The organism is Pseudoxanthomonas spadix (assembly GCF_003703395.1).
In the GTDB taxonomy this organism is placed as follows: Bacteria; Pseudomonadota; Gammaproteobacteria; order Xanthomonadales; family Xanthomonadaceae; genus Pseudoxanthomonas_A; species Pseudoxanthomonas_A spadix.
In genome coordinates, this window is record NZ_RDQN01000005.1 from 237,011 (window position 1) to 259,953 (window position 22,943).

Consider the following 22,943-nt stretch of genomic DNA (forward strand, 5'->3'; position numbering starts at 1 on the left):
CACCCGGAACGGTGAAGCGCCACATCCTTGACCGGCACGCCGGCGCCGGACTGCTTGAAGATCGAGACGATCTGCGTCTCGGTGAACTTCGAGGCCTTGATCGGCACCTGGTGACGGGAACAGGCCGGAAAGTTCTACTTTCAGCTTCTGTGTCAGGCGGGGAAGCTTGCCGAACCGCACCGGCGGCGCGTTGGGTTTGCAGAAACGTCCGGCATTCGTGCGTGGCTGATTCCAGCCGTGATCTGGCGCAGGCCATCGGCATCGAAGACGGCGCAATTGATCTGCATCAATGCCTGGGTGTGGCGGGAGGACATAGTTTGCGGGCATGCACCCCAAGCCTTGGCATACCGTTGCCTTTCTGGTCCTGGCCAGCGCGGCGCTCACGGCACTCGAACTGCCGGCTGGCACGCGCATGGGCGTGCCAGCCGCCAGCCTCGCTTCGGGGGTGGCGGCGCTGTCGCTGATGGCGGCTGCGGCGGTTCTCGGCGCACGCTGGAGGTTCGTCGAATCGATCTTCGGTGGCCTGGACCGTGTGTACGTCGTGCACAAATGGCTGGGCATCTGGGCGCTGGGGCTGGCTTCGTTCCACCTGACGTTCAAGGCCGGCATGTCCGGCTGGGAGACTGCCGTCATCCTGCCGTTGCCGGAGGGCTGGCCGCGATTCATTCGCCAGCTCTCCTTCGTCGGCCTGATGTTCATCGTGCTGCTGGCGTTGAACCGCAACATCCCCTACAGCGTATGGCGTTGGTGGCACAAGCTGTCCGGGCCGTTGCTGGTGGTGGTGGTGCTGCACTGGCTAAGCTTCAAGCAGCCGATCGCCTTGGACAGCCCGGCCGGCATCTGGCTGGCTTTTTTGTCGGCGGCAGGCGTGGCGGGCGCGTTCTACAAACTGCTGCTGTATCCGTTGGTGTCCAGGCATGCCGAGTACCAGGTGGTCGGGGTTCGTCCCGGCGCTGCAGCGATGCATCTGGAATTGGAGCCGGTGCGCGATGGCATCGATTTCCAGGCCGGCCAGTTCGGCTTCCTGCGCATGAACGTGCAGGGCATGCGCGAGCCGCATCCGTTCACCATCGCATCGGGCAGCGGCGGGAAGGGCCGGGTCTGCTTCGAGATCCGCAGCCTGGGTGATTTCACCGGCAGGTTGATTGCCACGGCGAGCGTCGGGATGCGCGCGGACATCTACGCGCCCTACGGGCGGTTCCTGCGTCGGAAAGAGGCACGGCGCGAGGTCTGGATCGGCGGCGGAGTGGGCATCTCCGCTTTCATTGCCTGGCTTCAGGATCCTCGCGCAGGAAGTTTCGACAAGGTCACGCTGTTCTATTTCTTCACGCCCGGCCGCGATTTCCCGGAAGTCCCGGTGATGGCCTCCATGGCACGCGAGCGCGGGGCGGAACTGGTGCCGGTTGCGGGGGGAGCGTCGGATCCGGCGTTCGTCGATCGCATCGGCGTCATCTGCCGGGAAGCTGTTCCGGCGCAAATCGACGTGGCGTTTTGCGGCCCGAGCGGCCTGCTGGCGCAGGTCAGTCGGACCCTGCAGGCAAATGGTGTGCCTGAGGCCAATTTGCGCCATGAATTCTTTGAATTCCGGTGACGATGATTGATTGCGTCAACCTTCGTTGCAGCTGCCTTTTGACCTGCGCCCGGGCCAGCGCGAAGGCGGCAACGGCCGACTCGGCCTGCATCTCGCCTTCGCCGTAGGGCGTGGGCGGACGATCAGGCGTGCCGGGGGGCGATGCAGCGGGGCGTCCGGCGGCCACCGCGTGTCCATGGCGGCTGCCGGGCCGCGCACGCTTTCAGGGCAGCAGCTGGATCCCGAACGGTCGCACCGCCAGCGCGAACAGCCAGAAGCACAGCACCGTCAGCGCCGCGCTGGTGCCCAGCGTCCACCAGAAGCCCAGCCGCGGCAGCAGCCACGGCAACACCACGAACATCGGCAGCGTCGGCACCACGTACCAGAAGGTGTACCAGGCGTGGTTGGCAATTTTCGCCGGCGGTTGGCGCTCCAGGTACAGCCACACCAGCGTGAGCACCGTCACCAGGGGCAGCGCGGCCAGCAGGCCGCCGAGCCGGTCGCTGCGCTTGGCCGCTTCGGAGACCACCACCACGACCAGCGCGGTGAGGGCGTATTTGGTGATGATCCAGGTCATGGCGGTGCCTGCGTGGGGAGGCGCCAGTCTAGCGGCCAGACAGCGGGGCGATCAGGCGTTGGGGCGCAGCCGCAGGGTCAGCCCCTTGAGGAAATTGCGCAGCAGCTGGTCGCCGCAGGGGCGATAGTTCTTGTGCTCGGGCTGGCGGAACAGCGCCGACAGCTCCGGCTTGGAGACCGGGAAGCCGGCCGCGTCGAAGATCGCATGCATGTCCACATCCTTCAGCTCGAAGGCCACGCGCAGCTTCTTGAGCACCACGTTGTTGGTCACCCGCGTTTCCACCGGGCGCGGCGGCACGGATTCATCGCGGCCGCGGTACTGCACGATCAGGCCGTCCAGCAGGTGCGCCAGCAGCGCGTCCGGGCACGGCGCGAACCCGTCTTCATCCTCCTTCTTCAGCGCCGCCTGCACCTGGGCCCGGTCGATGCTGAAGCCAGGGTCGGCCAGCTGCGCGATCTCGATGATCTTCGGTTCGCTCAGGTCCAGCATGTAGCGGATGCTGCGCAGGACGTCGTTGGTGATCATGGGGCTTCATCGGCACGAGGCGGCGGCAAGGCCGCAATCGCACAGTTTAGCCCGCCTTGCCACGGTGACCCACGTGCTTGTTTTCACCCGGCCGCGCCTAACATGACGCTCTTCCTTTTGTATGCAGGAGCGTGCCGCATGGACCAGCAGACGATGACCGCGATCGCCATCGGCGGCGACAAGGGCGCGGCCGATGCGCTGCATCCGGTGCAGGTGCCGCGCCCGGTGCCGGCCGCTGGGCAGGTGCTGATCCGGGTGCGTGCTGCCGGGGTCAACCGCCCGGACCTGCTGCAGCGCCAGGGCCTGTATCCGCCGCCGCCCGGCGCGCCGGACACGCTGGGCCTGGAGGTGGCCGGCGAGATCGTGCAGGGTGGCGGGCGCTGGCAGCCCGGCGACCGGGTCTGCGCGCTGCTCGGCGGTGGCGGCTATGCGCAGTACGTGGCAGTCGATGCGCGCCATGTGCTGCCGGTTCCCGATGGATGGGACTTCATCCAGGCTGCGGCCTTGCCGGAGACTGCGTTCACCGTGTTTGCCAACCTGTTCGAACACGGCCAGCTCAAGGCCGGCGAACGCCTGCTGCTGCACGGCGCCACCTCCGGTATCGGGGTGATGGCGATCCAGATGGCCAAGGCCGCCGGCGCGCAGGTGCTGGCCACCGCGCGCGCGGCGGACAAGGCGGCGCAGGCCAGGTCGCTGGGCGCCGACGTGGCGGTGGACACCTCCTGCGAGTCCTTCGTCGAGGCGGCCAGGGCCGCCGGTGGCGTGGACGTGGCACTGGACATGGTCGGCGCCAGCGTGTTTGCCGACACGCTCTCGGTGCTCAACCTGCGCGGGCGCATCGTCTACATCGCCGCGCTGGGCGGCGGCATGCTGGAAGTGCCGGTTTTCGACATCATGCGCCGCCAGGCGGTGCTGACCGGATCCACCCTGCGCACGCGCTCGGCCGATGAAAAGGCGCGCCTGGCCGCGCAGGTCGAGCAACGGGTATGGCCATGGATTGCCACCGGCCAGGTGCGCGCGGTGGTCGACCGTCGTTTCCCGCTGGAGCAGGCCGGGCAGGCCCACGCTTACCTGGAAGCCGGCCATCACCTGGGCAAGGTGGTGCTCGAGGTAGCTTGAGCGCGCGCCCGGGGAGCGTGGCTCAGGCCGGTGCTGGTGCCGGCGCGCGCGTGCCCGGCGTGGCGGGCATGCGCAGCACGAAGCGTGTGCCGGCGCCCTTGATCGAACGCACGCTGAGGGTGATGCCCAGGCTGGCGGCGGTCTTCTGCACGATCCACAAGCCCAGGCCCAGACCGTCGCTGCTGTGCTCGCCCTGGCGGAATGCACTGAACATGGTGTCCACCTGGTCCTTGGCGATGCCCGGTCCGTTGTCGATCACTTCGATGTCCACATGCGCGTCGCGCCTGCGGCAGCCCACCAGCACCGCGCCACCCCTGGCGGTGTACTTGACCGCGTTGGCGACCAGGTTGCCGATCAGGGTTTCCAGCTGGCGCGCGTTGCTGATCGCGGTGCAACTGGTGCGGGCCACGCGCAGGCGGATGCTGCGCCGGCGCGCGGCGGTGGCATGGGTTGTGGCGACGTGGGCCAGCACGGTGTTCAGGTCGGTCGGCACCAGCGCTTCGGGTTCGAAGGTGCGCTCGCCGCTGGCCACCGAGAGCATGCGGGTCAGGCCATTGTCCACGTTCTGCAGGGCTTCCTGGCCCATGCGCACGACCCGGTCCAGCTTTTCCGGCCCCGCATGGCGGGCCAGGTCGAAGGCGAGCATCGCGGTGGTCATCGGCGTGCGGAAGTCGTGCCCGGCCGAGGCCAGCAGGCTGGCCCGGTACTGGCTGACCCGTTCGCTGCGGGCCAGCATCCGGCGCAGTTCCAGCTGCGCCATCACCTGCCGCGCCAGCGCCAGCAGGCTCTGGCCCTGGGCCTGGTTCAAGTCTCGGCTGACCGTATCGAGCACGCACACCGCGCCGATCGGCAGGCCTTCGGGCGTCTTGAGCAACGCCCCGGCGTAGAAGCGGATATGTGGTGGACCTGTGACCAGCGGGCCCTGGGCGAAGCGGCTGTCGTTGTGGGTGTCGCGCACCACCAGTAACTCCTCCTGCAGGATGGCGTGGGCGCAGATCGATTCCTCGATCGCCGTCTCGCGCACGGCCACCCCGTGCGCGGCCTTGAACCACTGGCGCTGGGTTTCCACCAGGCTGATCAGGGCCATCGGCGTTTCGCACACAGTCGCGGCGATGCGGGTGATGTCGTCGAACACCGACTCCGGCGGCGTATCCAGCACGTCGTAGTCATGCAGGGCGAGGATCCGTCGATCTTCCAGCGCCGCGGGCAGGGCGGGAGCAGCGGATTGGGACATGGTGGCTGGACGGCAGGAGATGCGCGCACGGTCCCACAGCCTGCGTGCGCGCAGGGTGAGATTTGGCGAAGGCCAAGCGGGCAGTGCCCGCGCGTGGGAGCAGCATGGTTTTCGTGTCTTGACGGGTCGACATCGTCATCGCGGGTGCTGTGGCAACAACGATGAATGCAGGTTCATGCATGCGCGGAGCAGGTGAGGAAAATCGCCGCAGCACTCACGGAAGGCTGACGAACCGGCGTGCACCGTGTTCCAACAACGCTGCGATTTGCAGCCTCCATTCCGCCCAGTTGCGGCCGTCTCTTCAAGGCACCGCCACACCAGGGCCTATCAACAAGGAGTTACACATGAATACCCAGACCAGGACGACCCACAGCCTCAACGACCTGATTGCCAGCGCCCGCGATGGCGAGCACTTCTATACCGAAGCGGCCAGGAAGGTCGACAACGTCGAACTCAGTGCGCTGTTCACTCGCATCGCCGGGGTCAAGCAGAACATCGCGCGCGATCTCAGTGCCGTGGTCACCTCCGCCGGTGGCGAGCCGGCCACCCATGGCACGGTCGTCGGCACCATGCAGGAGTTCTACGGCAAGGTTCGTGCCGCGCTCGGCGACAAGCAGTACGGCTACGTGGCTGAACTGGAGGAATCGGAAGATCGCCTGCTGAAAGCCTTCACCGAGGCCGCCTCGGACAACGACGTGCCGGCAACGGCGCGCGAGGCGGTGACACGCCTGCTGCCAGAGGTGCGCGAGTGCCACAACGTCATGCGCGAGCGCAAGCACGCGATGAAGAACGCCGCGTAAGCAGGCGCGTCCGATGCGCCAGGCAGCGCAGGAAAACAGCCAAACCCAGACCCGGCCGGTGCCAATCGGTCGGGTTTTTGTCGCCTGGGATTCAACCGCTGCGCGGCGTGATGCCCTTGGGGGTTGCCGACCACGACGTGCATCGGCCACCTTGGACCTCTGTCGTGTCCACACAGGTCCCCATGCGCACGCTGTATCCGCCGATCGCTCCCTATGCCGAACAGCGGCTGGCCGTCGACGACTTGCACACGCTGCAGCTCCAGCAGTGCGGCAATCCCGACGGCATTGCGGTGGTGTTCCTGCATGGCGGGCCGGGCGGCGGCGTGGTGCCCGAGCATCGCCGCTTCTTCGATCCGCAGCGCTGGCGCGTGGTGCTGTTCGACCAGCGCGGCTGCGGCCGTTCCACTCCGCTGGGTGAAGTGCACAACAACACCACCGCGCACCTGGTGGCCGACATCGAGGCGATCCGGACGCAGCTGGGGATCGCGCGCTGGGCGGTGTTCGGCGGCTCGTGGGGTTCGACCCTGGCCCTGGCCTATGCCCAGGCTCATCCGGATCGGGTGACCGGGCTGGTGCTGCGCGGCATCTTCCTGGGCCGGCCCGAGGAGCTGCACTGGAGCCACGAAGCCGATGGCGGCGCGCGCATGGTCTTCCCCGAAGGCTGGGCGCGCTACCAGGCGCACATCCCGCCGGCCGAGCGCGGGCACATGATCGAGGCCTACTGGCGCCGCCTGGACAGCGACGACGCGCAGGTGCGCCAGGCCGCGGCCGATGCGTGGAATGAATGGGAGGACGGCTCGTCCACGCTGGTCCACGACAGTGCGCCGCCGCCGCCGGAAGACGACGCCCAGGCGGCGCTGGCGGTGGCCAGGATCGAAGCGCACTACTTCCGCCATGGCTGCTTCCTGCAGCCAGACCAGCTGCTGCGCGACATCGGCCGCATCGGCCACCTGCCCGGCACCATCGTGCAGGGGCGGTATGACATGCTGTGCCCGGCCAAGGCCGCCTGTGAGCTGAGCCAGGCCTGGCCCGAGGCGAAGCTGGAGATGGTCCTGGCCGGGCACAGCGCCTTCGACCCGGCCATCACCGATGCGCTGGTGCGGGCGACTGACGCGCTGGCCGCCACGCTGCAGGCGTGAACTGGCGCGTCGAACTGCCGGGGTATCGGCCTGTCACCGACGCCGCTTGCTGGGCATGGGGTCGATGCGCGAAACCGGCCACCGCGCCAAGGGATGGCCCGCTGGCACCAGCTGCCCCTGCATCACCATCTGCCCAGCAGGCGTGGCTTCAACCCTGCGGCTGGCCGGACAGCACCACCCGCTCGCGGCCGGCGCGCTTGGCCGCATACATCGCCGCATCGGCCCGCTGCAGCAGTGGGCCGATTTCCACGTCGTCGGCTTCCACTCCGGTGACCCCGGCGCTCAGGGTCACGCGCAGTTCGGGAAGCCGCAGCGTGTGGCCGATCGTGGCCAGCAGTGGGGACAGCGATTCGATCCGGGCCTTGGCCTGTTCCGGGCTGGCCCCCGGCAGCACCACCAGGAACTCCTCGCCACCCATGCGCGCCACGTAGTCGGCACCGCGGAAGGTGCTGCGCAGGATGCGGGCGAAGGCGCGCAGCACCTGGTCGCCCACTTCGTGCCCATGCACGTCATTGATGTCCTTGAAGTGGTCGATGTCCAGGAAGCCCACCGCCGCCGGTTGGCCGCTGCGGCGCGCGCTGACGCTGATCGCGGACAGCTGCTCCAGCGCGGCGCGGCGATTGGGCAGCCCAGTCAGGGCATCGGTCTGGGCCAGCACGCGCATCTCGTCGCGCTGGCGGCGCAGGCTGCCCAGGCGCAGGGTCAGGGCCATGCTGGCGGTCAGCGCCAGCCAGCAGCCGGACAGCAGCATGGCTTCGACCTTCCACGACGCCAGGCGCTCGGGCATGGCCACTTCCATCAGGCCCACGCCCAGAAACGGCGCCACGCAGGTCAACGCGGTCGCCCCGCCCGGTTCGCCACGCCACATCGTCACCAGCGCCATCCCGGCCATCGCCAGGCACAGCAGGTAAAAGCCAAGCTCGCTGCCCAGCGAGGCCACCGCCAGCCAGTGCTCGGGCACCAGCACGATCATCGCGGCCAGCCCGAGGCCGCACAGCGCCAGCCAGTCCGCGCCGCGCCGCACCCGTCCGGCCAGCGCACGCGGCGCGGCGTGGTAGGCGAGCATGCGCACGGTCAGGGCGCTCAACACGGCCGGCAGCGCGCCCACCAGTCGCAGCGACAGCTCGCCCAGGGCAAACCACGGCCGCGGATACGCCCACAGCCCGGACAGCAAGGCCATCCACAGCGCGAACAGCGACGCGCCCAGGGCGTAGGACAGAAAAGCCCGCTCGCGCGTGCTCATGAAGGTCAGCAGCGCCGACACCACCAGCGCCAGCATGACCGCCACCGAGGCGACCCGCAGCGCGAAGCGCAGGGTGTCCTGGCGCTGCACCGAGGCCGGCTCGCCCAGTCGCACCAGCGGCCGCCACAACGGCATCGGGCTGGGTTCGAACTCCACCTCGATCGGGCGCTGGTTGCCCTTGTCCGGCACCAGCACCGTGCCCATCCCGGACAGGAACCGCGAATCCAGCGTACGCGCGTCCTGCAACACACCGCAGCGCTCGCGCGCCCCGTGGCGGATCTTCACCTCGCCGCGGAACGCGTTCATCACCACCACTGCCTGCGGCGCTCCCGACCAGCCGCCGGCCGGCGGCGACAGCAGTACCCGTTGACGCCCCGGTAGCTGCGCATGCAGGCAGGGCGGCTGGGCTTCCCCACGCGTGGCGGGCAGGCCGGTGACCACGTAGGCTTCCGGCGCGGACGTGCGCGTGCAGGCGGTCAGTCCCAGCAGGAACAGCCACAGGCACCACCATCGAAAGACCGGCTGGACCGGGGCGAACGTCATGGACCGTATGGGCGGCGTCGAAACGGCCGCGCGCAATGCACGGTCCTCGCCCATGGTATCGGCCGCCGGGCCTGGAACTGGAGCAGGGGCCGGTCCGCCGATCGTCAGTGCGTGCAGGTGTGGCTGGCCGGCAGGTCGAACACGGCCACCACCGGGAAATGGTCGGACGGATAGCGCGGCCCGGCATGGGTCTCCACGGTGCGGACCGAGCGCAGCGTCAGCCCACGAAAGAGGATCCGTTCCGGGGTGCCGGTGAAGTCGTGGAAGGTCTTTTCCGGGCCGCTGCGTGGCCCACCGGCCAGCCAAGCATCGGTCAGCACCGCGGCCAGCACGGCACGGGCCGGGTCGGCTTCGGTGCGGATCACCCGCGCCATCAGGTCGCGGCGGTTGTCCCAGCGGTTGTCGTTGCTGTCTCCAGGCGTGCGCACGTTGAAGCTCATGACCTTCAGCGGCATCGCCTGGGCAAGCGCGAAGCTGGCCGGCATCGTCATCAGGATCAACAGCAGCAGGCGGATGCGTCGGCGGCGTGCGCGCGATGCGAACACGCCAGGCCACAGGCGGGACAGGAACATGGGCAATCCGGGGGACCGTTCAGGCGGGACCCATGGTCCGCCAAACCGTGCCGCTCCGAAACGCGGCGAAAGTCGCAGATGAACGGAACCACCTGGGCGTTCCGCGGTCAAATATGTACATCCGGTCACATCTTAGGGATGCGATGCGCGCTCGGCGCCGCATCGAATCTCCGTCGGCGCCAAGGCCGGGGAAGACCAGGAAACGACGCCATGTTGACAGCCTGCATGCGAGCCTTGCCCAAGCAGCGAGCGAATGCACCCGGATTTTCAGTCAGGGCATTCGAAGGGAAATGCAGTGCAGTTTTGGCGGGTGTTTCCAAAGATGAATGCAATAAAACAGGTTCCTGAGGGTTGTTCTCCTGGCAGAACGCAGGGAACCATCCCAGGCCTTAGCAGTCAAACCCCCCACATTGCTAATATTGCTGCCATGACCCAGATCTCCGCCGCCGCCCCCATGGTGGCCAACAACCTCCCGATTCCCAGCCCGCTCGGCTCGCTGGACGCCTATATCGGCGCCGTGCACCAGATCCCGGTGCTCACCGTCGATGAGGAGCAGGAGCTGGCGCACCGTTTCCGCGACGACAACGACCTGGACGCTGCCCGCGAACTGGTCCACTCGCACCTGCGCTTCGTGGTGCATGTGGCCCGCGGCTACAGCGGCTACGGCCTGCAGCTGGGCGACCTGATCCAGGAAGGCAACATCGGCCTGATGAAGGCGGTCAAGCGCTTCGACCCGGACATGGGCGTGCGCCTGGTCAGCTTTGCCGTGCACTGGATCCGTGCCGAAATGCACGAGTTCATCCTCAAGAACTGGCGCATCGTCAAGGTCGCCACCACCAAGGCCCAGCGCAAGCTGTTCTTCAACCTGCGCAAGTCCAAGACCCGTCTGGGCTGGATGAATGCGGCCGAAGTCAGCGCCGTGGCCAAGGACCTGAACGTGTCCGAGCGCGAGGTGGTCGAGATGGAGTCGCGCCTGTCCGGCCGCGACATCGGCTTTGATGCCCCGTCCGATGAGGACGACGACCACGCCCCGCCGTCGCCGGCCAACTATCTGTCGGCCCATGAGGAAGACCCTTCCCAGGCCTACGAGCGCACCGACAGCGAGGACAATCAACTGGACCTGCTGCGAGAAGGGCTTGCCAGCTTGGACAAGCGTTCGCGCGACATCGTGAGCCGTCGCTGGCTGGATCCGGACAACAAGATCACCCTGCAGGAGCTGGCCGACGAATACGGCGTGTCGGCCGAACGCATCCGCCAGATCGAGGCCAACGCGCTGAAGAAGATGAAGGCGCTGTTCGCGGCCTGATCTGGATTGCGCGCCATTGCTTGCAAGGACCCCGCCTCGGCGGGGTTTTTTATGTGACGGGGTTCGTTCGGGCAACGCACGCCGCAGCCGCCGCGTGCGCTCAGCCTCTCAGTACAGGTCGATCGGATCCACATCCAGTGACCAGCGCACGCGGCGGGCCTCGGGCCATGCCTCGATGGCCGGCAGGGCGGTTTGCAGGGCGGCATGCAGGCGCGGGCGCTGGATGGCCGAGAGCAGCAGCTGCATGCGCTGGAAGCCGGCCCGGCGCGGCATCGGCGCGGGCATCGGCCCGTGCAGTTCCAGGTCCTGGGCGGCATTGGCCAGGGCCACGCGCGTGGCGCGCAGGAACGCCTGCACGTGCTCGAGCTGCCTGGCTTCGGCGCGGATCATGGCCAGGTGCGCGAACGGCGGAAAGCCGGCCGCCTGGCGCTGGATCAGTTCGGCATCGGCAAAGGCGCGATAGCCGCCGGACAGCAGCGTTTCCAGCAGCGGATGGCCGGGATGGTGGGTCTGCAGCCACACCTGACCCGGCCGCGCGGCGCGGCCGGCGCGGCCGGCCACCTGGATCAGCAGCTGCGCGAGCTTTTCGCCGGCGCGGAAATCGGCCGAGAACAGGCCTTCGTCCACGCCCACCACCACCACCAGGGTCAGCAGCGGCAGGTCGTGGCCCTTGGCCAGGATCTGGGTGCCGACCAGGATCCCGGGGCCTTCGCCGAGCGTGGCGAAGTGCCGTTCAAGCGCGTCCTTGCGCTGGGTGGTGCTGCGGTCGATGCGCAGCACCGGCACCTGCGCGAAGCTGTCGGCCAGCAGTTCCTCGAGCCGTTCGGTGCCTACGCCCTGCGGCTGCAGGGCCAGGCCGCCGCAGTCCGGGCAGGCCGGCGGGGCAGGCCTGCGATGGCCACAGTGATGACACTGCAGGCGGCGCCCGGCCGCGTGTACGGTCATCGGCGCGTCGCAGCGGTTGCAGTGCGCGCTCCAGCCACAGTCGTGGCACAGCAGCACCGGCGCATAGCCACGGCGGTTCTTGAACACCAGCACCTGACCGCCGGCCTGCAGCTGGGTGGCGATCACCGCCAGCGTCTCCGGGGCCAGGCCGGCGGCCAGCGCACGCTTGCGCACGTCCACCACGCGCACCGACGGTGCCTTGGCCTCGCCGGCGCGTTCGGCCAGCCGCAGGTGCGCGTAACGGCCGGCCCGGGCGTTGTGCAGCGTCTCCAGCGAGGGCGTGGCGCTCCCCAGAATCACCGGCACCTGCAGCGCCTTGCCGCGCACCAGGGCGAAATCGCGGGCGTGGTAGCGGATCCCGTCCAGCTGCTTGTAGCTGCCGTCGTGCTCCTCGTCGATCACGATCAGGCCGGCCTCGGGCAGCGGCACGAACACCGCCGAGCGCGTGCCCACGATCACCCGCGCCTGACCGCGCAGGCACGCCGCCCAGGTCAGCGCGCGTTCGTTGTCGGCCAGGCCCGAATGCAGCGCATGCACCTCCACGCCCAGGCGCGCGCGGAAGCGGGCCAGGGTCTGCGGGGTCAGGCCGATCTCCGGCACCAGCACCAGCGCCTGGCGGCCACGCGCCAGGCAGGCGGCGATGGCCTGCAGGTAGACCTCGGTCTTGCCCGAGCCGGTCACCCCTTCCAGCAGGATCGGGGCGAAGCCGTGGCCGGGAATCGCGGCGACCGCGGCCGCCTGCTCGGGATTGAGCGGGGGGCCGGACTGCATCGGCAGGACCGTGGGTGCGGCCTGCTCGGCCTGGCGCTCGGCGAACCCGCGCTGGGCCAGGCTGCGCGCGGCGCTGCGCCAGCCGGGCTGGAGGTCGTCCAGCTGCCATTCGGCCAGGCCATCGCGGCCCAGGGCGTCGGCCAGCAGGCGCGGCTTGCTGCCGGCGCGCAGGCGATCCAGTGCGCTCATGCCGGCTTCGGTCAGGCGCCAGCGCCAGGTTTCGCGCACGGGCAATGGTTGGCCACGGCGCAGTGACCCGGGCAGGGCGGTGGCCAGCACTTCGCCCAGCGGAGCATGGGTGTAGCCGGCCAGCCACTGCAGCGAGCGGCGCAGTTCGCCGGCCAGCAGCGGGGCTTCATCCAGGATCTGCAGTGCCGCGCGCAGTTCGCTGGCGGCCGGGTCCGGTTCGGCCACGGCGACGACCACGCCGACCAGTTCGCGGTTGCCGAAGGGCACCCGGACCCGCCGGCCCACGTCCTCGGCGCCCGCCGGATGTCCGGCAGGCGGCAGATAGTCGAAGGCCTGCCGCAACGGAACCGGCACGGCGACCCGGAGAACCAAGGTGGGAGACATCGGGCGCAAGTGTAGGGCACCGGTCACACGGGACAGGCCGATGTGCGTTTGCGGCAGGAACCTGACCAGAGGTTAACGAAACCGACGCAAATGCCGGTCCCCATTGGGAAAATCCCCTTATCCACACCGCTTGTGGATAACCCTGTGCATGGCCGGGCTGCTCCACGCGAAAAAACCGGTGCCGTCTGGGCCCACGTCACATTGGTGAAAAAAACGCCAAGGCGACATTGTCTTATGGATCAATTGGTTGGCCGTGGAACAGGCTGACTCGTGGCGGTCATGCGCCGCCTGGCCGAGGCGTGTGAACACAAAGTGATTGCTGTGCACAACCGTCTGTGAAGCCAACCCGCAGGATTCCCGGGAAATTTGAATGTTTGGACAATGTCAAGAGTTTCCTTGACGAAGCCAACCAGGACTGCGGCGCCTATCATGCAGGCCATACTTTTTCTCCTCAGCAGACCATTCCCGCCTTGAACCTTCCTGCCGACGTCCCGGCCGCATTGTCCGCCTTCCTGCGGGGCGTCGAGCGCCGCGGCGTGATCCTGGCCGAGCTGCAGTGCGGCCGCCGCGAAACCGGCGAGATCGCCCTGGCAGCCGCGCTGCGCGCCTTCCGCCAGTACGCCAGCGAGCAGCCGATGGCGCAGTGGCCGCGCGGCTTCTGGTCGCTGCTGGTCGCCGCCCCGCCGCTGCGTCAGGCCCATCCCGAGGCGCGCTGGCCGCAGGAGCTGGACTGGCTGGCCGACCTGTCCGATGTCGACCGCATGGCCCTGCTGCTGCGCCTGGCCGCCGGCCTGGACGAGGACGAGGCCGCCGCGGCCATGGATCTGGACCAGGCCGGCTACCGGGCCGCCCTCACCCGGGCCTGCCCACGCGATGCGCAAGGCCAGCCTGATCCGCAGGGCTGGCGTGCCCTGGCCGAAGCGGTCCAGCAGCATCTGCGCGCGCTCTCGCCCGAGCGCCTGGCGCACCTGTCGCGCCTGCGCGAAACCCTGGTGCTGGGCGCCGAGCGTCGCGCCGTGGTGCCCGAACCGGACCTCGCCGTACCCGCGCCGCAGCCGGTGCCGAACCAACCGGCCGCAGGGCCGCCGGCTGCGGCCAGGCCGGCGCCGCGCGCGCGGCGGGCCTTGCCGTGGAAGCTGGCGCTGGTCGCGTTGCTGGTGCTGGGCGCGCTGGCGGCGCTGGCCGCGTGGTGGTGGCACGGCCAGCAGGCGCGATTGTCCGCGCCGGCCACCACGGCAGCGAAGGTTGGCGAATTCGGGGCGCAGGCGCTGCAGGCCGATGCGCCGGTGCAGGTGGAAGCCCTGCCAGGTGGCGACCGGGCCGGACAGCGCTTCGATGCGGCCCAGAGCGTGCTGACCCATCCGGATTTCGACCTGCTGATGGACCCGCAGGGGCTGGCCCTGGCCCGGCGCGCGGGATTTCTGTCCTGGTACGCGGCCGCCCCGCAGCAGCGCCAGCGCGATGCCGCGCAGGCGATGACCGCCGCCGCGCAGGAGACCGGTGATGTCGCGCGGTAGGTGGCGCCTGGCCCTGCTGGCGCCGGCATTGCTGGCCAGCGTGGTCGCCAGCCTGCTGGCCCAGCCCACACCGGGCGATCGCATCACCGAGGCGGTGCAGGCGCAGCGGGCCGGCCGCCTGGCCGCGCTGGGTGCGCCCGGCCGCAGGGCTTTCGCCCAGCGGATGGTCGCCTGGGACAGGTTGCCGCCGCTGCAGCGGGCGCAGCAGCGGGCCGAGTACGCCGACTGGATCGCCCTGGATGCGGCCACCCGCACTCGCCTGCAGCAGGCTGCCGCAACCCTGGCCACCCTGCCGCCGGCGCAGCAGCAGGCGATGCTGGCCCGCTTCCAGCAGCTCGATGCGGCCGAGCAGGCCGGCTGGCGGCTGGGCCCGGACCTGGGCGCCGATTACGGCAAGCTTTATCCGCTGCTGGCGTTCATGCCCGACGCCGAGCGTGAGCCGATCCTGGCCGTGCTGCGGCAGATGAGCGCGCCCCAGCGTGCCGAGCTGGCGGTGCTGGCCCAGCGCACCCCGCCGCAGGCGCGTGATGCCCTGCGCCAGGCATTGATCGCCACCCCCAGCGCCTCGCGCGCGCAGTGGCTGCGCGAACAGCTGGCGCGCTGAAAGCCCACAGGGGCATGGGTCCGGCTGCAACGGCCTGAACCCCCGCCCCATTCCGGATGCCGGGACCCGGGTCCCGGTCTTTCCCGCCTCGCCTGCCCCCAAACACATCGATACAGCGGCTGCCCGCTAACATGGCGGCCCTTTCCGGCCCGATGCCAGCGCCCATCCTGCGCGCGGTCGCAGCCGAGATGTCTTCCGGTTTTCCATGTCCTCCTCCCTCCTTTTGCCCGCGCCGGGCCTTGCGCAGGAAGTGCGCACCACCGGCCGGCTGGCGCTGCCGCTGGTCATCGGCCATGTCTCGGCCGGCCTGGTCGGCTTTGTCGACAACATCATCGCCGGCCACCACGGCACCGCCACCCTGGCCGCGGTCACCACCGGCACGGCGCTGATGTGGCTGCCGTTGATGGTCCCGATCGGCACCCTGGTGGCGCTGGCCGCGTCGGTGTCCCATCACGACGGCGCCGGCGAGCACGCGCGCATCGGCCCGCTGTTCCGCCAGGCGCTGTGGCTGGCGGCGGCGCTGGCCGTGGCGATGTTCGCATTCCTGAGCGCGGCGCCGTACGCACTGGCCCCGATGGGCATCGCCCCGGAGATCGTGCCGGGTGCGCGCGATTTCCTGCTCGGCATCCGCTGGGGCCTGCCGGCGATGGCGATGTTCCTGTGCATGCGCAACCTGAGCGAAGGCATGCACTGGACCCTGCCGACCATGGTGCTGGGCTTCGGCGGGCTGTTGCTGCTGGCGCCGCTGGGCTATGGGCTGGCCTTCGGCCGCTGGGGCCTGCCGGCGCTGGGCGCGGGCGGGCTGGGGATCGCCTCGGCGGTGACGATGTGGGTGCAGATGCTGCTGTTCCTGGCCTACCTGGCGCGGGCGCGCAAGTTCGCTGCGCTGGGGCTGTTCGCGCGTTTCGAGCCGCCGCGCTGGAGCCAGATCGCACCACTGCTGCGCACCGGCCTGCCGATCGGGGTGACGGTCCTGCTGGAAGGCGGGTTGTTCATCGCCACCGCGCTGCTGATCGCGCGCCTGGGCGCGGTGCCGGCCGCCGCGCACCAGATCGCGATCAACCTCTCGGCGATCTGCTTCATGGTGCCCATGGGCCTGGCCGAGGCCACCACGGTGCGGGTGGGGCATGCGCTGGGCCGGCGCGATGGGGCCGGCGTGCTGCGCGCGGTGCGTGCCGGCTATGCCATCGTGCTGTGCACGCAGGGGCTGGGCGCGCTGGTGCTGGCGCTGTTCCACAACCAGATCGCGGCCATCTATACCAACGATATGGCCGTGGCCGGGCTGGCCGGCCACCTGCTGGTGCTGGCGGCGATCTTCCAGTTTCCCGACGGCATCCAGGTCATGTCCGCCGGCGCCCTGCGCGGACTGCGGGACACGCGCGTGCCGATGCTGCTGGCAGCCATCTCCTACTGGGGCATCGGCATGCCGCTGGGTGCCGGGCTTGGCCTGGGGCTGGGCTACGGCCCGCGCGGGATGTGGGTGGGCCTGACCATCGGCCTGACCGTGGCCTCGATCCTGATGGGCCTGCGCCTGCGGTACAGCAGCCGCAGGCTGGCCGGGTTGCCGGCCCGGTAGGGCGGGTCTTGACCCGCCGTGGTCGCACTCCAATCGCAATCGAGGCCGTATCGCGGTGGCGGGTCAAGACCCGCCGCTCGTGGTTCGACCGGTATCGCGGTGGCGGGTCAAGACCCGCCCTACGCGGCTCCCACGGCAGGTGTCATGACGTGTGGGGCATGCCGATGGCGCCATCCAGCGGCTAAGCTGGCGGCCAGTTCCTGCACTGAGCGCGCATGCCAATGAACCAGCCCGTCCGCCGCGGTCCCGTCAGCCGATTCTTCATCGGCCTGTGGGACGTGATGAATTTCACCCGCCGGCTGATCATCAACCTGGTGTTCTTCGGCCTGCTGTTCCTGGTGGCGGTGTTGGTGATCGTCGCGCTGGCCAAGGGCAGCGCCGGCCCGCGGCCGCTGCGCGACAACACCACCCTGGTGATCGCGCCCGACGCGGCGCTGGTGGAGCAGTATTCCTCCGATCCGGCCAGCCGCGCGCTGGCCAAGGCGTTTGGCGGGAAGGGCGGCGAAGTGCAGCTGCGCGACCTGCTGCGGGTGCTCGAGGCGGCCAGGGACGACAAGAAGATCAACCGGGTGCTGGTGAATTTCGACAAGCTGCAGGCCAGCGGCTACGCCTCGCTGCGCGAGGTGGCCGGCGCGCTGGCCGGGTTGCGCGCCTCGGGCAAGCAGATCGTGGCCTTCGGCGAGAACATGAGCCAGGGCCAGTACCTGCTCGCCGCGCAGGCCAATGAGGTCTATCTGGACCCGATGGGCAGCGTGGTGATCGAAGGCCTGGGCCGCTATCGCCAGTACTACCGCGAAGGCCTGCAGGACAAGCTGGGCGTGGATGTGCACCTGTTCCGCGTGGGCGAATTCAAGTCCGCCGCCGAGCCGTTTGTGCTGGACGCGGCCTCGCCGGAGTCCAAGCAGGCCGACCTGTACTGGATGAACGACATCTGGAACCGCTACCTGGCCGACGTGGGCAAGGCCCGCAATCTGTCGCCCTCGGTCCTGGCGGCGGCCATCGACAACCTGCCGGCCGACGTGGTCGCCGCCGGTGGCGACCTGGCCAGGCTGGCCCAGCAGCAGAAGCTGGTCGATGGCCTGAAGACGGCCCAGGAACTGAACCAGGAGCTGATCAAGCGCGGGGTGGCCGATGAGGACGACGAGGACCACCTGGGCTTTCGTCACGTCAACTTCGATGCCTACCTGGCCCACCTGGGTGCGCGCACTTCGCCGCTGGACGAGCGCAACCAGGTGGCCGTGGTGGTGGCTGCCGGCGAGATCTCCGGCGGTGAGCAGCCGGCCGGCAAGATCGGTGGGATCAGCACCTCGGCGCTGCTGCGCGAGGCGCGCCAGGACGAGAAGGTCAAGGCGGTGGTATTGCGCGTGGATTCGCCCGGCGGCGAGGTGTTCGCCTCCGAGCAGATCCGCCGCGAGGTGGTCGCGCTGCAGGCGGCCGGCAAGCCGGTGGTGGTGTCGATGGGTGACCTGGCCGCTTCGGGCGGCTACTGGATCAGCATGAACGCCGATCGCATCTACGCCGATGCCTCCACCATCAGCGGCTCGATCGGCATCTTCGGTCTGATCCCCAACTTCGCCCGCGCACTGGACAAGATCGGCGTGCACACCGATGGCGTGGGCACCACCCGCATCGCCGGCGCCTTCAACCCGACCAAGCCGCTGGACCCGGAGCTGGGCAGCGTGATCCAGGCGGTGATCAACAAGGGCTATGCCGACTTCACCGGCCGGGTCGCCGCCGCCCGCCACAAGAGCGTCGAGCAGATCGATCAAGTCGCCCGCGGCCGGGTGTGGTCGGGCCAGCAGGCGCTCGAACGCGGCCTGGTCGACCAGCTGGGCGGGCTGAAGGACGCCATCGCCGACGCCGCCGCCCGGGCCAAGTTGGGCGAGCCGGGCAAGTACCGGGTGCGCTACCTGGAGAAGGCGCTTTCGCCATTCGAACAGTTCCTGGCCAACGCCGCCGGCAGCCCGATGGGCCAGGCCCTGCTGGGCCGCTCGGAGCTGGCCCAGGTGGCCCTGCTCAGGGCCATGCCGCAGACCGCCCAGCAGCTGCAGTTCGTGCAGGCCGCGCTGGCGCGCGAGCCGGGCGCCAAGCCGGTGACCGAGCTGGCGTATTGCTTCTGCGGGTTCTGAGCCTGGATGTCGTTTCGGCGTACCGAGCCCTCCCTTGCGCAGCAGGGGAGGGTTGGGAGGGGTGCTCTTTTGCTTGTGCCGTTCGCGTGGCCGCGCGATCGCCGCCCAGCCCGTTCGCAACCCGGCGCAACCGCTACTGCGTATCGGCCGCGATCTGCTGGTCCTGCGCCTCCCTGGAAGCCTGGACCTGGCCTTCGACCGCCCTGGCCCTGTCCAGTGGCGCATGGAGGGCCTGGACCGCGGCGCTGGCCTGCGGCACCGGCGGTTCGTCGCGCTGCGGCGCCGGCGGCGGGCTGCAGGCGCCCAACGACAGGCAGGTACTCAGGGCAATGCCGTGAACGATGATGCCGGGTACGCGCATGACGGCGGCCTCTGGGCGGGATGCGTGGCTATCCTACGCCCGATGCAAGATCCCCAAGCCTGCCAACGTCGAAGGTCCGGGCCGCGCGTCGCCCGGCATGGCGCTGGTGCGCTGAAGTCCACAGGAGCATGCGCATGACCGCTTCCCGCTGGCGCCTGGATGGACAGCTGGCCCTGGTCACCGGCGCCAGTGCCGGCATCGGCCTGGCCACCGCGCGCGAACTGCTTGCCCTGGGCGGCGACGTGCTGCTGGTGGCGCGCCAGGCCGATGCGCTGGAAGCGGCGCGCGATGAACTCACCGACCAGTTCCCCGAGCGGATGATCGAAGGCTTCGCTGCCGACGTGGCCGACGACGACGAACGCCGTGCGCTGCTGGACTGGGTCGAGGACCAGGGTGATGGCCTGCACATCCTGGTCAACACCGTCGGCGCCAGCCAGCGCGGTGAGGCGATGGAGTTCGACGAGGACGCCTGGCGCGCGGTGTTCGAGACCAGCCTGTTTTCCGCCTTCGAACTGTGCCGCTACGCGCAGCCGCTGCTGGCCCGGCATCCGGCCAGCAGCATCGTCAATGTCGGTGCGGCCAGCGGCCTGCGCGCGGTGCGTGGCGAGACGGTCGATGGCATGGCCAAGGCCGCGCTGCACCAGCTCACCCGCAGCCTGGCGGTCGAATGGGCGCAGCACGGCATCCGGGTCAACGCCGTGGCGCCGTGGGCGATCGGCACCGCGCGCACCGCGGCCGCACTGGCCGACGCCGACCACTACCAACAGGTGCTGGCGCGGACCCCGTTGCAGCGCATCGGCGCAGCGGAAGAAGTCGCCAGCGTCATCGCCTTCCTGTGTCTGCCGGCGGCCAGCTACCTCACCGGCGAATGCATCGCGGTGGACGGCGGCTTCGGCCGGTTCGGGTTCTGAGCCGGCCAGCGCGGTGTGCCTGCGCCTGGAACCGGCCCTTCAGCCGATCCATGGCGGCACGCTTGCCGAAGGTGGCTGCCCATCACCTGTGTGTCACCCTGCCGCCGGGACTGAAATGAAAGGTGCATGAGCCGATGCAGGATCTGGCCGGTTTTGCTGCGGCGCTGGCCGTGTTGGCGAGCGCGGCCGGGTGCGGTTTGCTGATGGGGATCGAGCGCGAGCGCCGCAAGGGGACCGGGCCTTACCGGGCCTTGGCCGGGGTCCGGTCATTCACCCTGGTCTCCATCGCCGGTGCCACCGCCGCGCTGACCGCCATGCCTGCCCTGGTGGTGGTCGGGGCTGGACTGGTGGCGGCCCTGACCGTGGTGGCCTATGCCCTGGACCGCTCGGGCGACCCGGGGGTGACCACCGAAATCGCGCTGCTGCTGGCCTACCTGCTTGGCGTGACCTGCGCGCGCGACCCGTTGCTGGCCGCCGCCCTGGCCGTGGCGGTGACGGGGTTGCTGGCGCTGCGCGAGCCGTTGCACCGGTTTTCCCGCCAGTGGCTGCAACCGGGCGAGGTGCGCGACGGGCTCATTCTGGGCGCGCTGGTCTTGCTGGTGTATCCGCTGGTTCCCGACAGGCCGCTGTGGCAAGGGGTGCTGAACCCGCAGGTGGTGGTGCGCCTGATCATCGTGCTGCTGGTGATCCAGTCGCTGGCACATGTGGGCCGGCGGGTGATGCAGGCGCGCCATGCCGCGGCGCTGTCGGCGCTGGCGTCGGGGTTTGTGTCCAGCACCGCCACCATTGCCAGCCTGGGCATGGAGGTGCGGGCCGGGCAGGCCGCGCCGCGCGTCCATGCGGGGGCGGCCCTGCTGTCGTGCGTGGCCACCATGGTCCAGATCGTGGTGGTGGCCGCCACGGTGCAGCCGCAATGGCTGGCGCGGCTGTGGCTGCCGGCCCTGGCGGGAGGGTGCGTGGCGGCGGCGCTCGGGTGGTGGGGCGGCCGCGGCAGCGCAGCGCAGCGGCGCGTATCCGGGTCCGGGGCCGAAGCCGTTGCGGGCATGCGGCCGGACACGCCCATGTTCAAGCTGCGCGATGCCTTGATCATTGCCGCCTTGCTCACGGGCATCCAGGCCGGCGTGCAGTTGCTGACAGTGTGGCAGGGCGATGCGGGCATGCTGGTCGGCGCCATGCTGGCGGCGCTGGCCGATGTGCACGCCGCCACCGCTGCGGTGCTGGTGCGGGGTGGGCCGGACAGCGCCGCGGCACCGGCCATCGCCTCGGCCCTGATGGCGGCGCTGCTGGTGCATGCGGGCAGCAAATGTGTGGTGGCGCTGGCCAGCGGCGGTTGGCGCTATGCGCTGGCGGTGGCGCCGGGCATCCTCGCCCACACCCTGGCCTTTGTCGGGGTGCTGGCCCTGCAGCGGGTCTGGCAATGATCGGTCATCCTTCATGATCAAGCGCTTGTGATGCATTCGGCCCTGGGCCTGGGCGGCAGGGAGTCCGACCCGTTGCTCAGGCCGGCGGCGGCAACCGCGCCGGCTGACCTCGGACCACGGCGCTCACCGCACCACCGCCGCCAGCTGCGGCAGCGCCGGAAAGGCGCGCTGCAGGCAATCGCTCCACTCGCACGTCCTGCAGCCCGGGCCGATGGGCACGGCGGTGTCCGGACTGAGGTCCAGGCCACGGGCGTAGACCAGGCGGTCGGCATGGCGCAGCTCGCAGCCCAGGGTGACGGCGAAGGTCTTGCGCGGCTGGCCATGGCCGACCGGGCCGCTGCTGACCTGGCGGGCCAGCCAGAAATGCCGGCGTCCATCGGGCATTCGGGCGACCTGGGTCAGCACGCGCCCGGGCTGGTTGAAGGCCTCGTACACGATCCACAGCGGGCAGGAACCGCCGACCTGGGAGAAGTGGAAGTCGGTCGAGGAATGCCGCTTGGACACGTTGCCGGCGCGGTCCACCCGCATGAAGAAGAACGGCAGCCCGGGCGCGCCTTCGCGCTGCAGGGTGGACAGGCGGTGGCACACCGCCTCGAAGCCCACCCCGAAGCGGTGCGCCAGCCACGCGATGTCGTAGCGGCTGTCCTCGGCGCTGCGCAGGAATTCGCCATACGGCATCACCAGCGCGCCGGCAAAATAATTGGACAGGCCGATGCGCGCCAGCGCGATGCGCTCGGGATCGTCGAAGCCGGCGCGCGCGGTCAGCGCGGCGATCAGGTCGGCGTGCTCCAGCAGCACCAGCTGGGCGGCCATCTGGAACGCCTGTTGCCCCGGTCGCAGGTAATCGGGCAGGTGCAGCACGCGCGCGGGCGCGTCGAAGGCGCGCTTGCCATGGCCGGCGGCGCCATCGACTTGCACCAGCACGCCATGGCGATCGGCCAGCCGCTGGCGCAGGCGCGGCGCGGTGTGGCCGGGCGCCAGGCCGAGTTCGGCGAACAGGTGTTCGGCCAGCTCGTCCAGCTCCGGGATGTGGTTGCGCAGGCGGTTGAAGTAGTCGCGCACCTGGTCGCCGGCCGGCAGCAGCGCCGGCGCGGCCGCATCGCTGCCGACCTGCAGCTCCAGCGCGGCGGCGCGTTCGCGCAGGCTGCGGTGCGCGCGATGCAGGTCCAGCAACGCATGCGCCACCTGCGGCAGGTTGCCGGCCAGGGCGCGCAGCTCGGTGGGGCTGACGCCGGGCTGGCCCAGCGCCCGCAGGGTGTCGTGCAAGGGATCGACCAGCGCGGCCGGATCGTCCTCGTCGAACAGCGCCGCGGTATCGCCCAGCGCCGCGCGCAGGCGTTGCTGCACGGCCGGGGTGAGTGGGCGCTTGTTGCGCTCGATCTGGTTGAGATAGCTGGGCGAAAGCTCCAGCGCCTGGGCCAGCTGGGCCTGGGTCAGGCCGTGGCGCAGGCGCAGGCGCTGCAGGCGTAGGCCGAACTGCTGGCGGCGGGAGGGGCTCATCTTCGCA

General features: G+C 69.9%; 19 protein-coding genes. 11 read left to right on the forward strand and 8 right to left on the reverse strand.

All coding sequences use genetic code 11. The features are described 5' to 3' along the window. Window positions 1-325: 325 nt before the first annotated feature. The gene (locus D9R12_RS10490; protein WP_122230323.1) at window positions 326-1,591 is read left to right on the forward strand and encodes a ferredoxin reductase family protein; all 1,266 of its coding nucleotides are present in this window, start codon (window positions 326-328) and stop codon (window positions 1,589-1,591) included. A gap of 202 nt (window positions 1,592-1,793) precedes the next feature. On the opposite strand, the gene D9R12_RS10495 is transcribed toward D9R12_RS10490, so the two are convergent. Together D9R12_RS10495 and D9R12_RS10500 are read right to left on the reverse strand one after the other, a co-directional pair. Further along, window positions 1,794-2,147, reverse strand: a complete 354-nt coding sequence (locus D9R12_RS10495; protein WP_122230325.1) for a DUF3147 family protein — start codon at window positions 2,145-2,147, stop codon at window positions 1,794-1,796. A gap of 51 nt (window positions 2,148-2,198) precedes the next feature. After that, entirely contained in the window at window positions 2,199-2,672 is a 474-nt protein-coding gene (locus D9R12_RS10500; protein WP_014159732.1) for a YehS family protein, read from the reverse strand. A 138-nt stretch (window positions 2,673-2,810) separates the two neighbouring features. On the opposite strand from D9R12_RS10500, the gene D9R12_RS10505 reads away from it, so the two are divergent. Then, entirely contained in the window at window positions 2,811-3,791 is a 981-nt protein-coding gene (locus D9R12_RS10505) for an NAD(P)H-quinone oxidoreductase (RefSeq protein WP_122230327.1), read from the forward strand. Window positions 3,792-3,813: 22 nt separating this feature from the next. Here the strand turns inward: D9R12_RS10505 and D9R12_RS10510 are convergent, their stop codons facing one another. After that, on the reverse strand, window positions 3,814-5,025 hold the full coding sequence (locus tag D9R12_RS10510; RefSeq protein WP_014159734.1) for a sensor histidine kinase: 1,212 nt from the start codon (window positions 5,023-5,025) through the stop codon (window positions 3,814-3,816). Between the two features lie 344 nt (window positions 5,026-5,369). Between D9R12_RS10510 and D9R12_RS10515 the strand changes: the two genes are divergently transcribed. Both D9R12_RS10515 and pip read left to right on the forward strand, forming a co-directional pair. Beyond that, a complete protein-coding gene (locus D9R12_RS10515) occupies window positions 5,370-5,825 on the forward strand; it encodes a PA2169 family four-helix-bundle protein (protein ID WP_122230330.1) in 456 nt (151 codons plus the stop codon). Window positions 5,826-6,007: 182 nt separating this feature from the next. Continuing rightward, window positions 6,008-6,964: a prolyl aminopeptidase gene (gene pip / locus D9R12_RS10520; protein ID WP_014159736.1), complete on the forward strand. Its 957-nt coding sequence runs from the start codon at window positions 6,008-6,010 to the stop codon at window positions 6,962-6,964. A 148-nt stretch (window positions 6,965-7,112) separates the two neighbouring features. Here pip and D9R12_RS10525 read toward each other — a convergent pair whose 3' ends face one another. Together D9R12_RS10525 and D9R12_RS10530 are read right to left on the reverse strand one after the other, a co-directional pair. Further along, window positions 7,113-8,750, reverse strand: a complete 1,638-nt coding sequence (locus D9R12_RS10525) for a sensor domain-containing diguanylate cyclase (protein ID WP_170159226.1) — start codon at window positions 8,748-8,750, stop codon at window positions 7,113-7,115. Window positions 8,751-8,854: 104 nt separating this feature from the next. Beyond that, window positions 8,855-9,322 carry an exonuclease/endonuclease/phosphatase family protein gene (locus D9R12_RS10530; RefSeq protein ID WP_122230334.1) on the reverse strand — a complete coding sequence of 156 codons (468 nt, stop codon included), beginning with the start codon at window positions 9,320-9,322 and terminating at the stop codon, window positions 8,855-8,857. A gap of 454 nt (window positions 9,323-9,776) precedes the next feature. On the opposite strand from D9R12_RS10530, the gene rpoH reads away from it, so the two are divergent. Then, window positions 9,777-10,628, forward strand: a complete 852-nt coding sequence (rpoH, locus tag D9R12_RS10535) for an RNA polymerase sigma factor RpoH (protein ID WP_425476608.1) — start codon at window positions 9,777-9,779, stop codon at window positions 10,626-10,628. A gap of 108 nt (window positions 10,629-10,736) precedes the next feature. Here rpoH and D9R12_RS10540 read toward each other — a convergent pair whose 3' ends face one another. Continuing rightward, a complete protein-coding gene (locus D9R12_RS10540; protein WP_122230336.1) occupies window positions 10,737-12,917 on the reverse strand; it encodes a primosomal protein N' in 2,181 nt (726 codons plus the stop codon). A 470-nt stretch (window positions 12,918-13,387) separates the two neighbouring features. Here D9R12_RS10540 and D9R12_RS10545 point away from each other — a divergent pair, with 470 nt between their 5' ends. The 4 genes from D9R12_RS10545 to sppA all read left to right on the forward strand — a co-directional run bounded on the left by D9R12_RS10545 (window position 13,388) and on the right by sppA (window position 18,743). Next, on the forward strand, window positions 13,388-14,434 hold the full coding sequence (locus D9R12_RS10545) for a hypothetical protein (RefSeq protein ID WP_147475076.1): 1,047 nt from the start codon (window positions 13,388-13,390) through the stop codon (window positions 14,432-14,434). Further along, window positions 14,421-15,038 carry a DUF3106 domain-containing protein gene (locus D9R12_RS10550; protein WP_014159742.1) on the forward strand — a complete coding sequence of 206 codons (618 nt, stop codon included), beginning with the start codon at window positions 14,421-14,423 and terminating at the stop codon, window positions 15,036-15,038. Before D9R12_RS10545 ends, D9R12_RS10550 begins: the two co-directional genes overlap by 14 nt. Window positions 15,039-15,243: 205 nt before the next feature. Further along, window positions 15,244-16,614 carry an MATE family efflux transporter gene (locus D9R12_RS10555; RefSeq protein WP_122230340.1) on the forward strand — a complete coding sequence of 457 codons (1,371 nt, stop codon included), beginning with the start codon at window positions 15,244-15,246 and terminating at the stop codon, window positions 16,612-16,614. Between the two features lie 221 nt (window positions 16,615-16,835). After that, window positions 16,836-18,743 (forward strand): signal peptide peptidase SppA, encoded by a 1,908-nt coding sequence (gene sppA / locus D9R12_RS10560; protein ID WP_122230342.1) that lies wholly within the window; start codon window positions 16,836-16,838, stop codon window positions 18,741-18,743. A gap of 133 nt (window positions 18,744-18,876) precedes the next feature. On the opposite strand, the gene D9R12_RS10565 is transcribed toward sppA, so the two are convergent. Next, complete coding sequence (locus tag D9R12_RS10565; protein WP_014159745.1) at window positions 18,877-19,104, reverse strand: hypothetical protein; 228 nt, start codon at window positions 19,102-19,104, stop codon at window positions 18,877-18,879. Between the two features lie 134 nt (window positions 19,105-19,238). Between D9R12_RS10565 and D9R12_RS10570 the strand changes: the two genes are divergently transcribed. After that, the gene (locus D9R12_RS10570) at window positions 19,239-20,015 is read left to right on the forward strand and encodes an SDR family oxidoreductase (protein WP_122230378.1); all 777 of its coding nucleotides are present in this window, start codon (window positions 19,239-19,241) and stop codon (window positions 20,013-20,015) included. A gap of 122 nt (window positions 20,016-20,137) precedes the next feature. Then, the gene (locus D9R12_RS10575) at window positions 20,138-21,436 is read left to right on the forward strand and encodes an MgtC/SapB family protein (RefSeq protein ID WP_244919641.1); all 1,299 of its coding nucleotides are present in this window, start codon (window positions 20,138-20,140) and stop codon (window positions 21,434-21,436) included. A gap of 123 nt (window positions 21,437-21,559) precedes the next feature. Here D9R12_RS10575 and D9R12_RS10580 read toward each other — a convergent pair whose 3' ends face one another. After that, window positions 21,560-22,936, reverse strand: a complete 1,377-nt coding sequence (locus tag D9R12_RS10580) for a helix-turn-helix domain-containing protein (protein ID WP_122230346.1) — start codon at window positions 22,934-22,936, stop codon at window positions 21,560-21,562. Window positions 22,937-22,943 lie beyond the last annotated feature (7 nt).

Bases quoted from the DNA above. Each gene is read 5' to 3' on its own strand.
- D9R12_RS10490 (WP_122230323.1), top strand. From the start codon at position 326: ATGCACCCCAAGCCTTGGCATACCGTTGCCTTTCTGGTCCTGGCCAGC.
- D9R12_RS10495 (WP_122230325.1), bottom strand. From the start codon at position 2,147: ATGACCTGGATCATCACCAAATACGCCCTCACCGCGCTGGTCGTGGTG.
- D9R12_RS10500 (WP_014159732.1), bottom strand. From the start codon at position 2,672: ATGATCACCAACGACGTCCTGCGCAGCATCCGCTACATGCTGGACCTG.
- D9R12_RS10505 (WP_122230327.1), top strand. From the start codon at position 2,811: ATGGACCAGCAGACGATGACCGCGATCGCCATCGGCGGCGACAAGGGC.
- D9R12_RS10510 (WP_014159734.1), bottom strand. From the start codon at position 5,025: ATGTCCCAATCCGCTGCTCCCGCCCTGCCCGCGGCGCTGGAAGATCGA.
- D9R12_RS10515 (WP_122230330.1), top strand. From the start codon at position 5,370: ATGAATACCCAGACCAGGACGACCCACAGCCTCAACGACCTGATTGCC.
- pip (WP_014159736.1), top strand. From the start codon at position 6,008: ATGCGCACGCTGTATCCGCCGATCGCTCCCTATGCCGAACAGCGGCTG.
- D9R12_RS10525 (WP_170159226.1), bottom strand. From the start codon at position 8,750: ATGACGTTCGCCCCGGTCCAGCCGGTCTTTCGATGGTGGTGCCTGTGG.
- D9R12_RS10530 (WP_122230334.1), bottom strand. From the start codon at position 9,322: ATGTTCCTGTCCCGCCTGTGGCCTGGCGTGTTCGCATCGCGCGCACGC.
- rpoH (WP_425476608.1), top strand. From the start codon at position 9,777: ATGGTGGCCAACAACCTCCCGATTCCCAGCCCGCTCGGCTCGCTGGAC.
- D9R12_RS10540 (WP_122230336.1), bottom strand. From the start codon at position 12,917: ATGTCTCCCACCTTGGTTCTCCGGGTCGCCGTGCCGGTTCCGTTGCGG.
- D9R12_RS10550 (WP_014159742.1), top strand. From the start codon at position 14,421: ATGTCGCGCGGTAGGTGGCGCCTGGCCCTGCTGGCGCCGGCATTGCTG.
- D9R12_RS10555 (WP_122230340.1), top strand. From the start codon at position 15,244: ATGTCCTCCTCCCTCCTTTTGCCCGCGCCGGGCCTTGCGCAGGAAGTG.
- sppA (WP_122230342.1), top strand. From the start codon at position 16,836: ATGAACCAGCCCGTCCGCCGCGGTCCCGTCAGCCGATTCTTCATCGGC.
- D9R12_RS10565 (WP_014159745.1), bottom strand. From the start codon at position 19,104: ATGCGCGTACCCGGCATCATCGTTCACGGCATTGCCCTGAGTACCTGC.
- D9R12_RS10570 (WP_122230378.1), top strand. From the start codon at position 19,239: ATGACCGCTTCCCGCTGGCGCCTGGATGGACAGCTGGCCCTGGTCACC.
- D9R12_RS10580 (WP_122230346.1), bottom strand. From the start codon at position 22,936: ATGAGCCCCTCCCGCCGCCAGCAGTTCGGCCTACGCCTGCAGCGCCTG.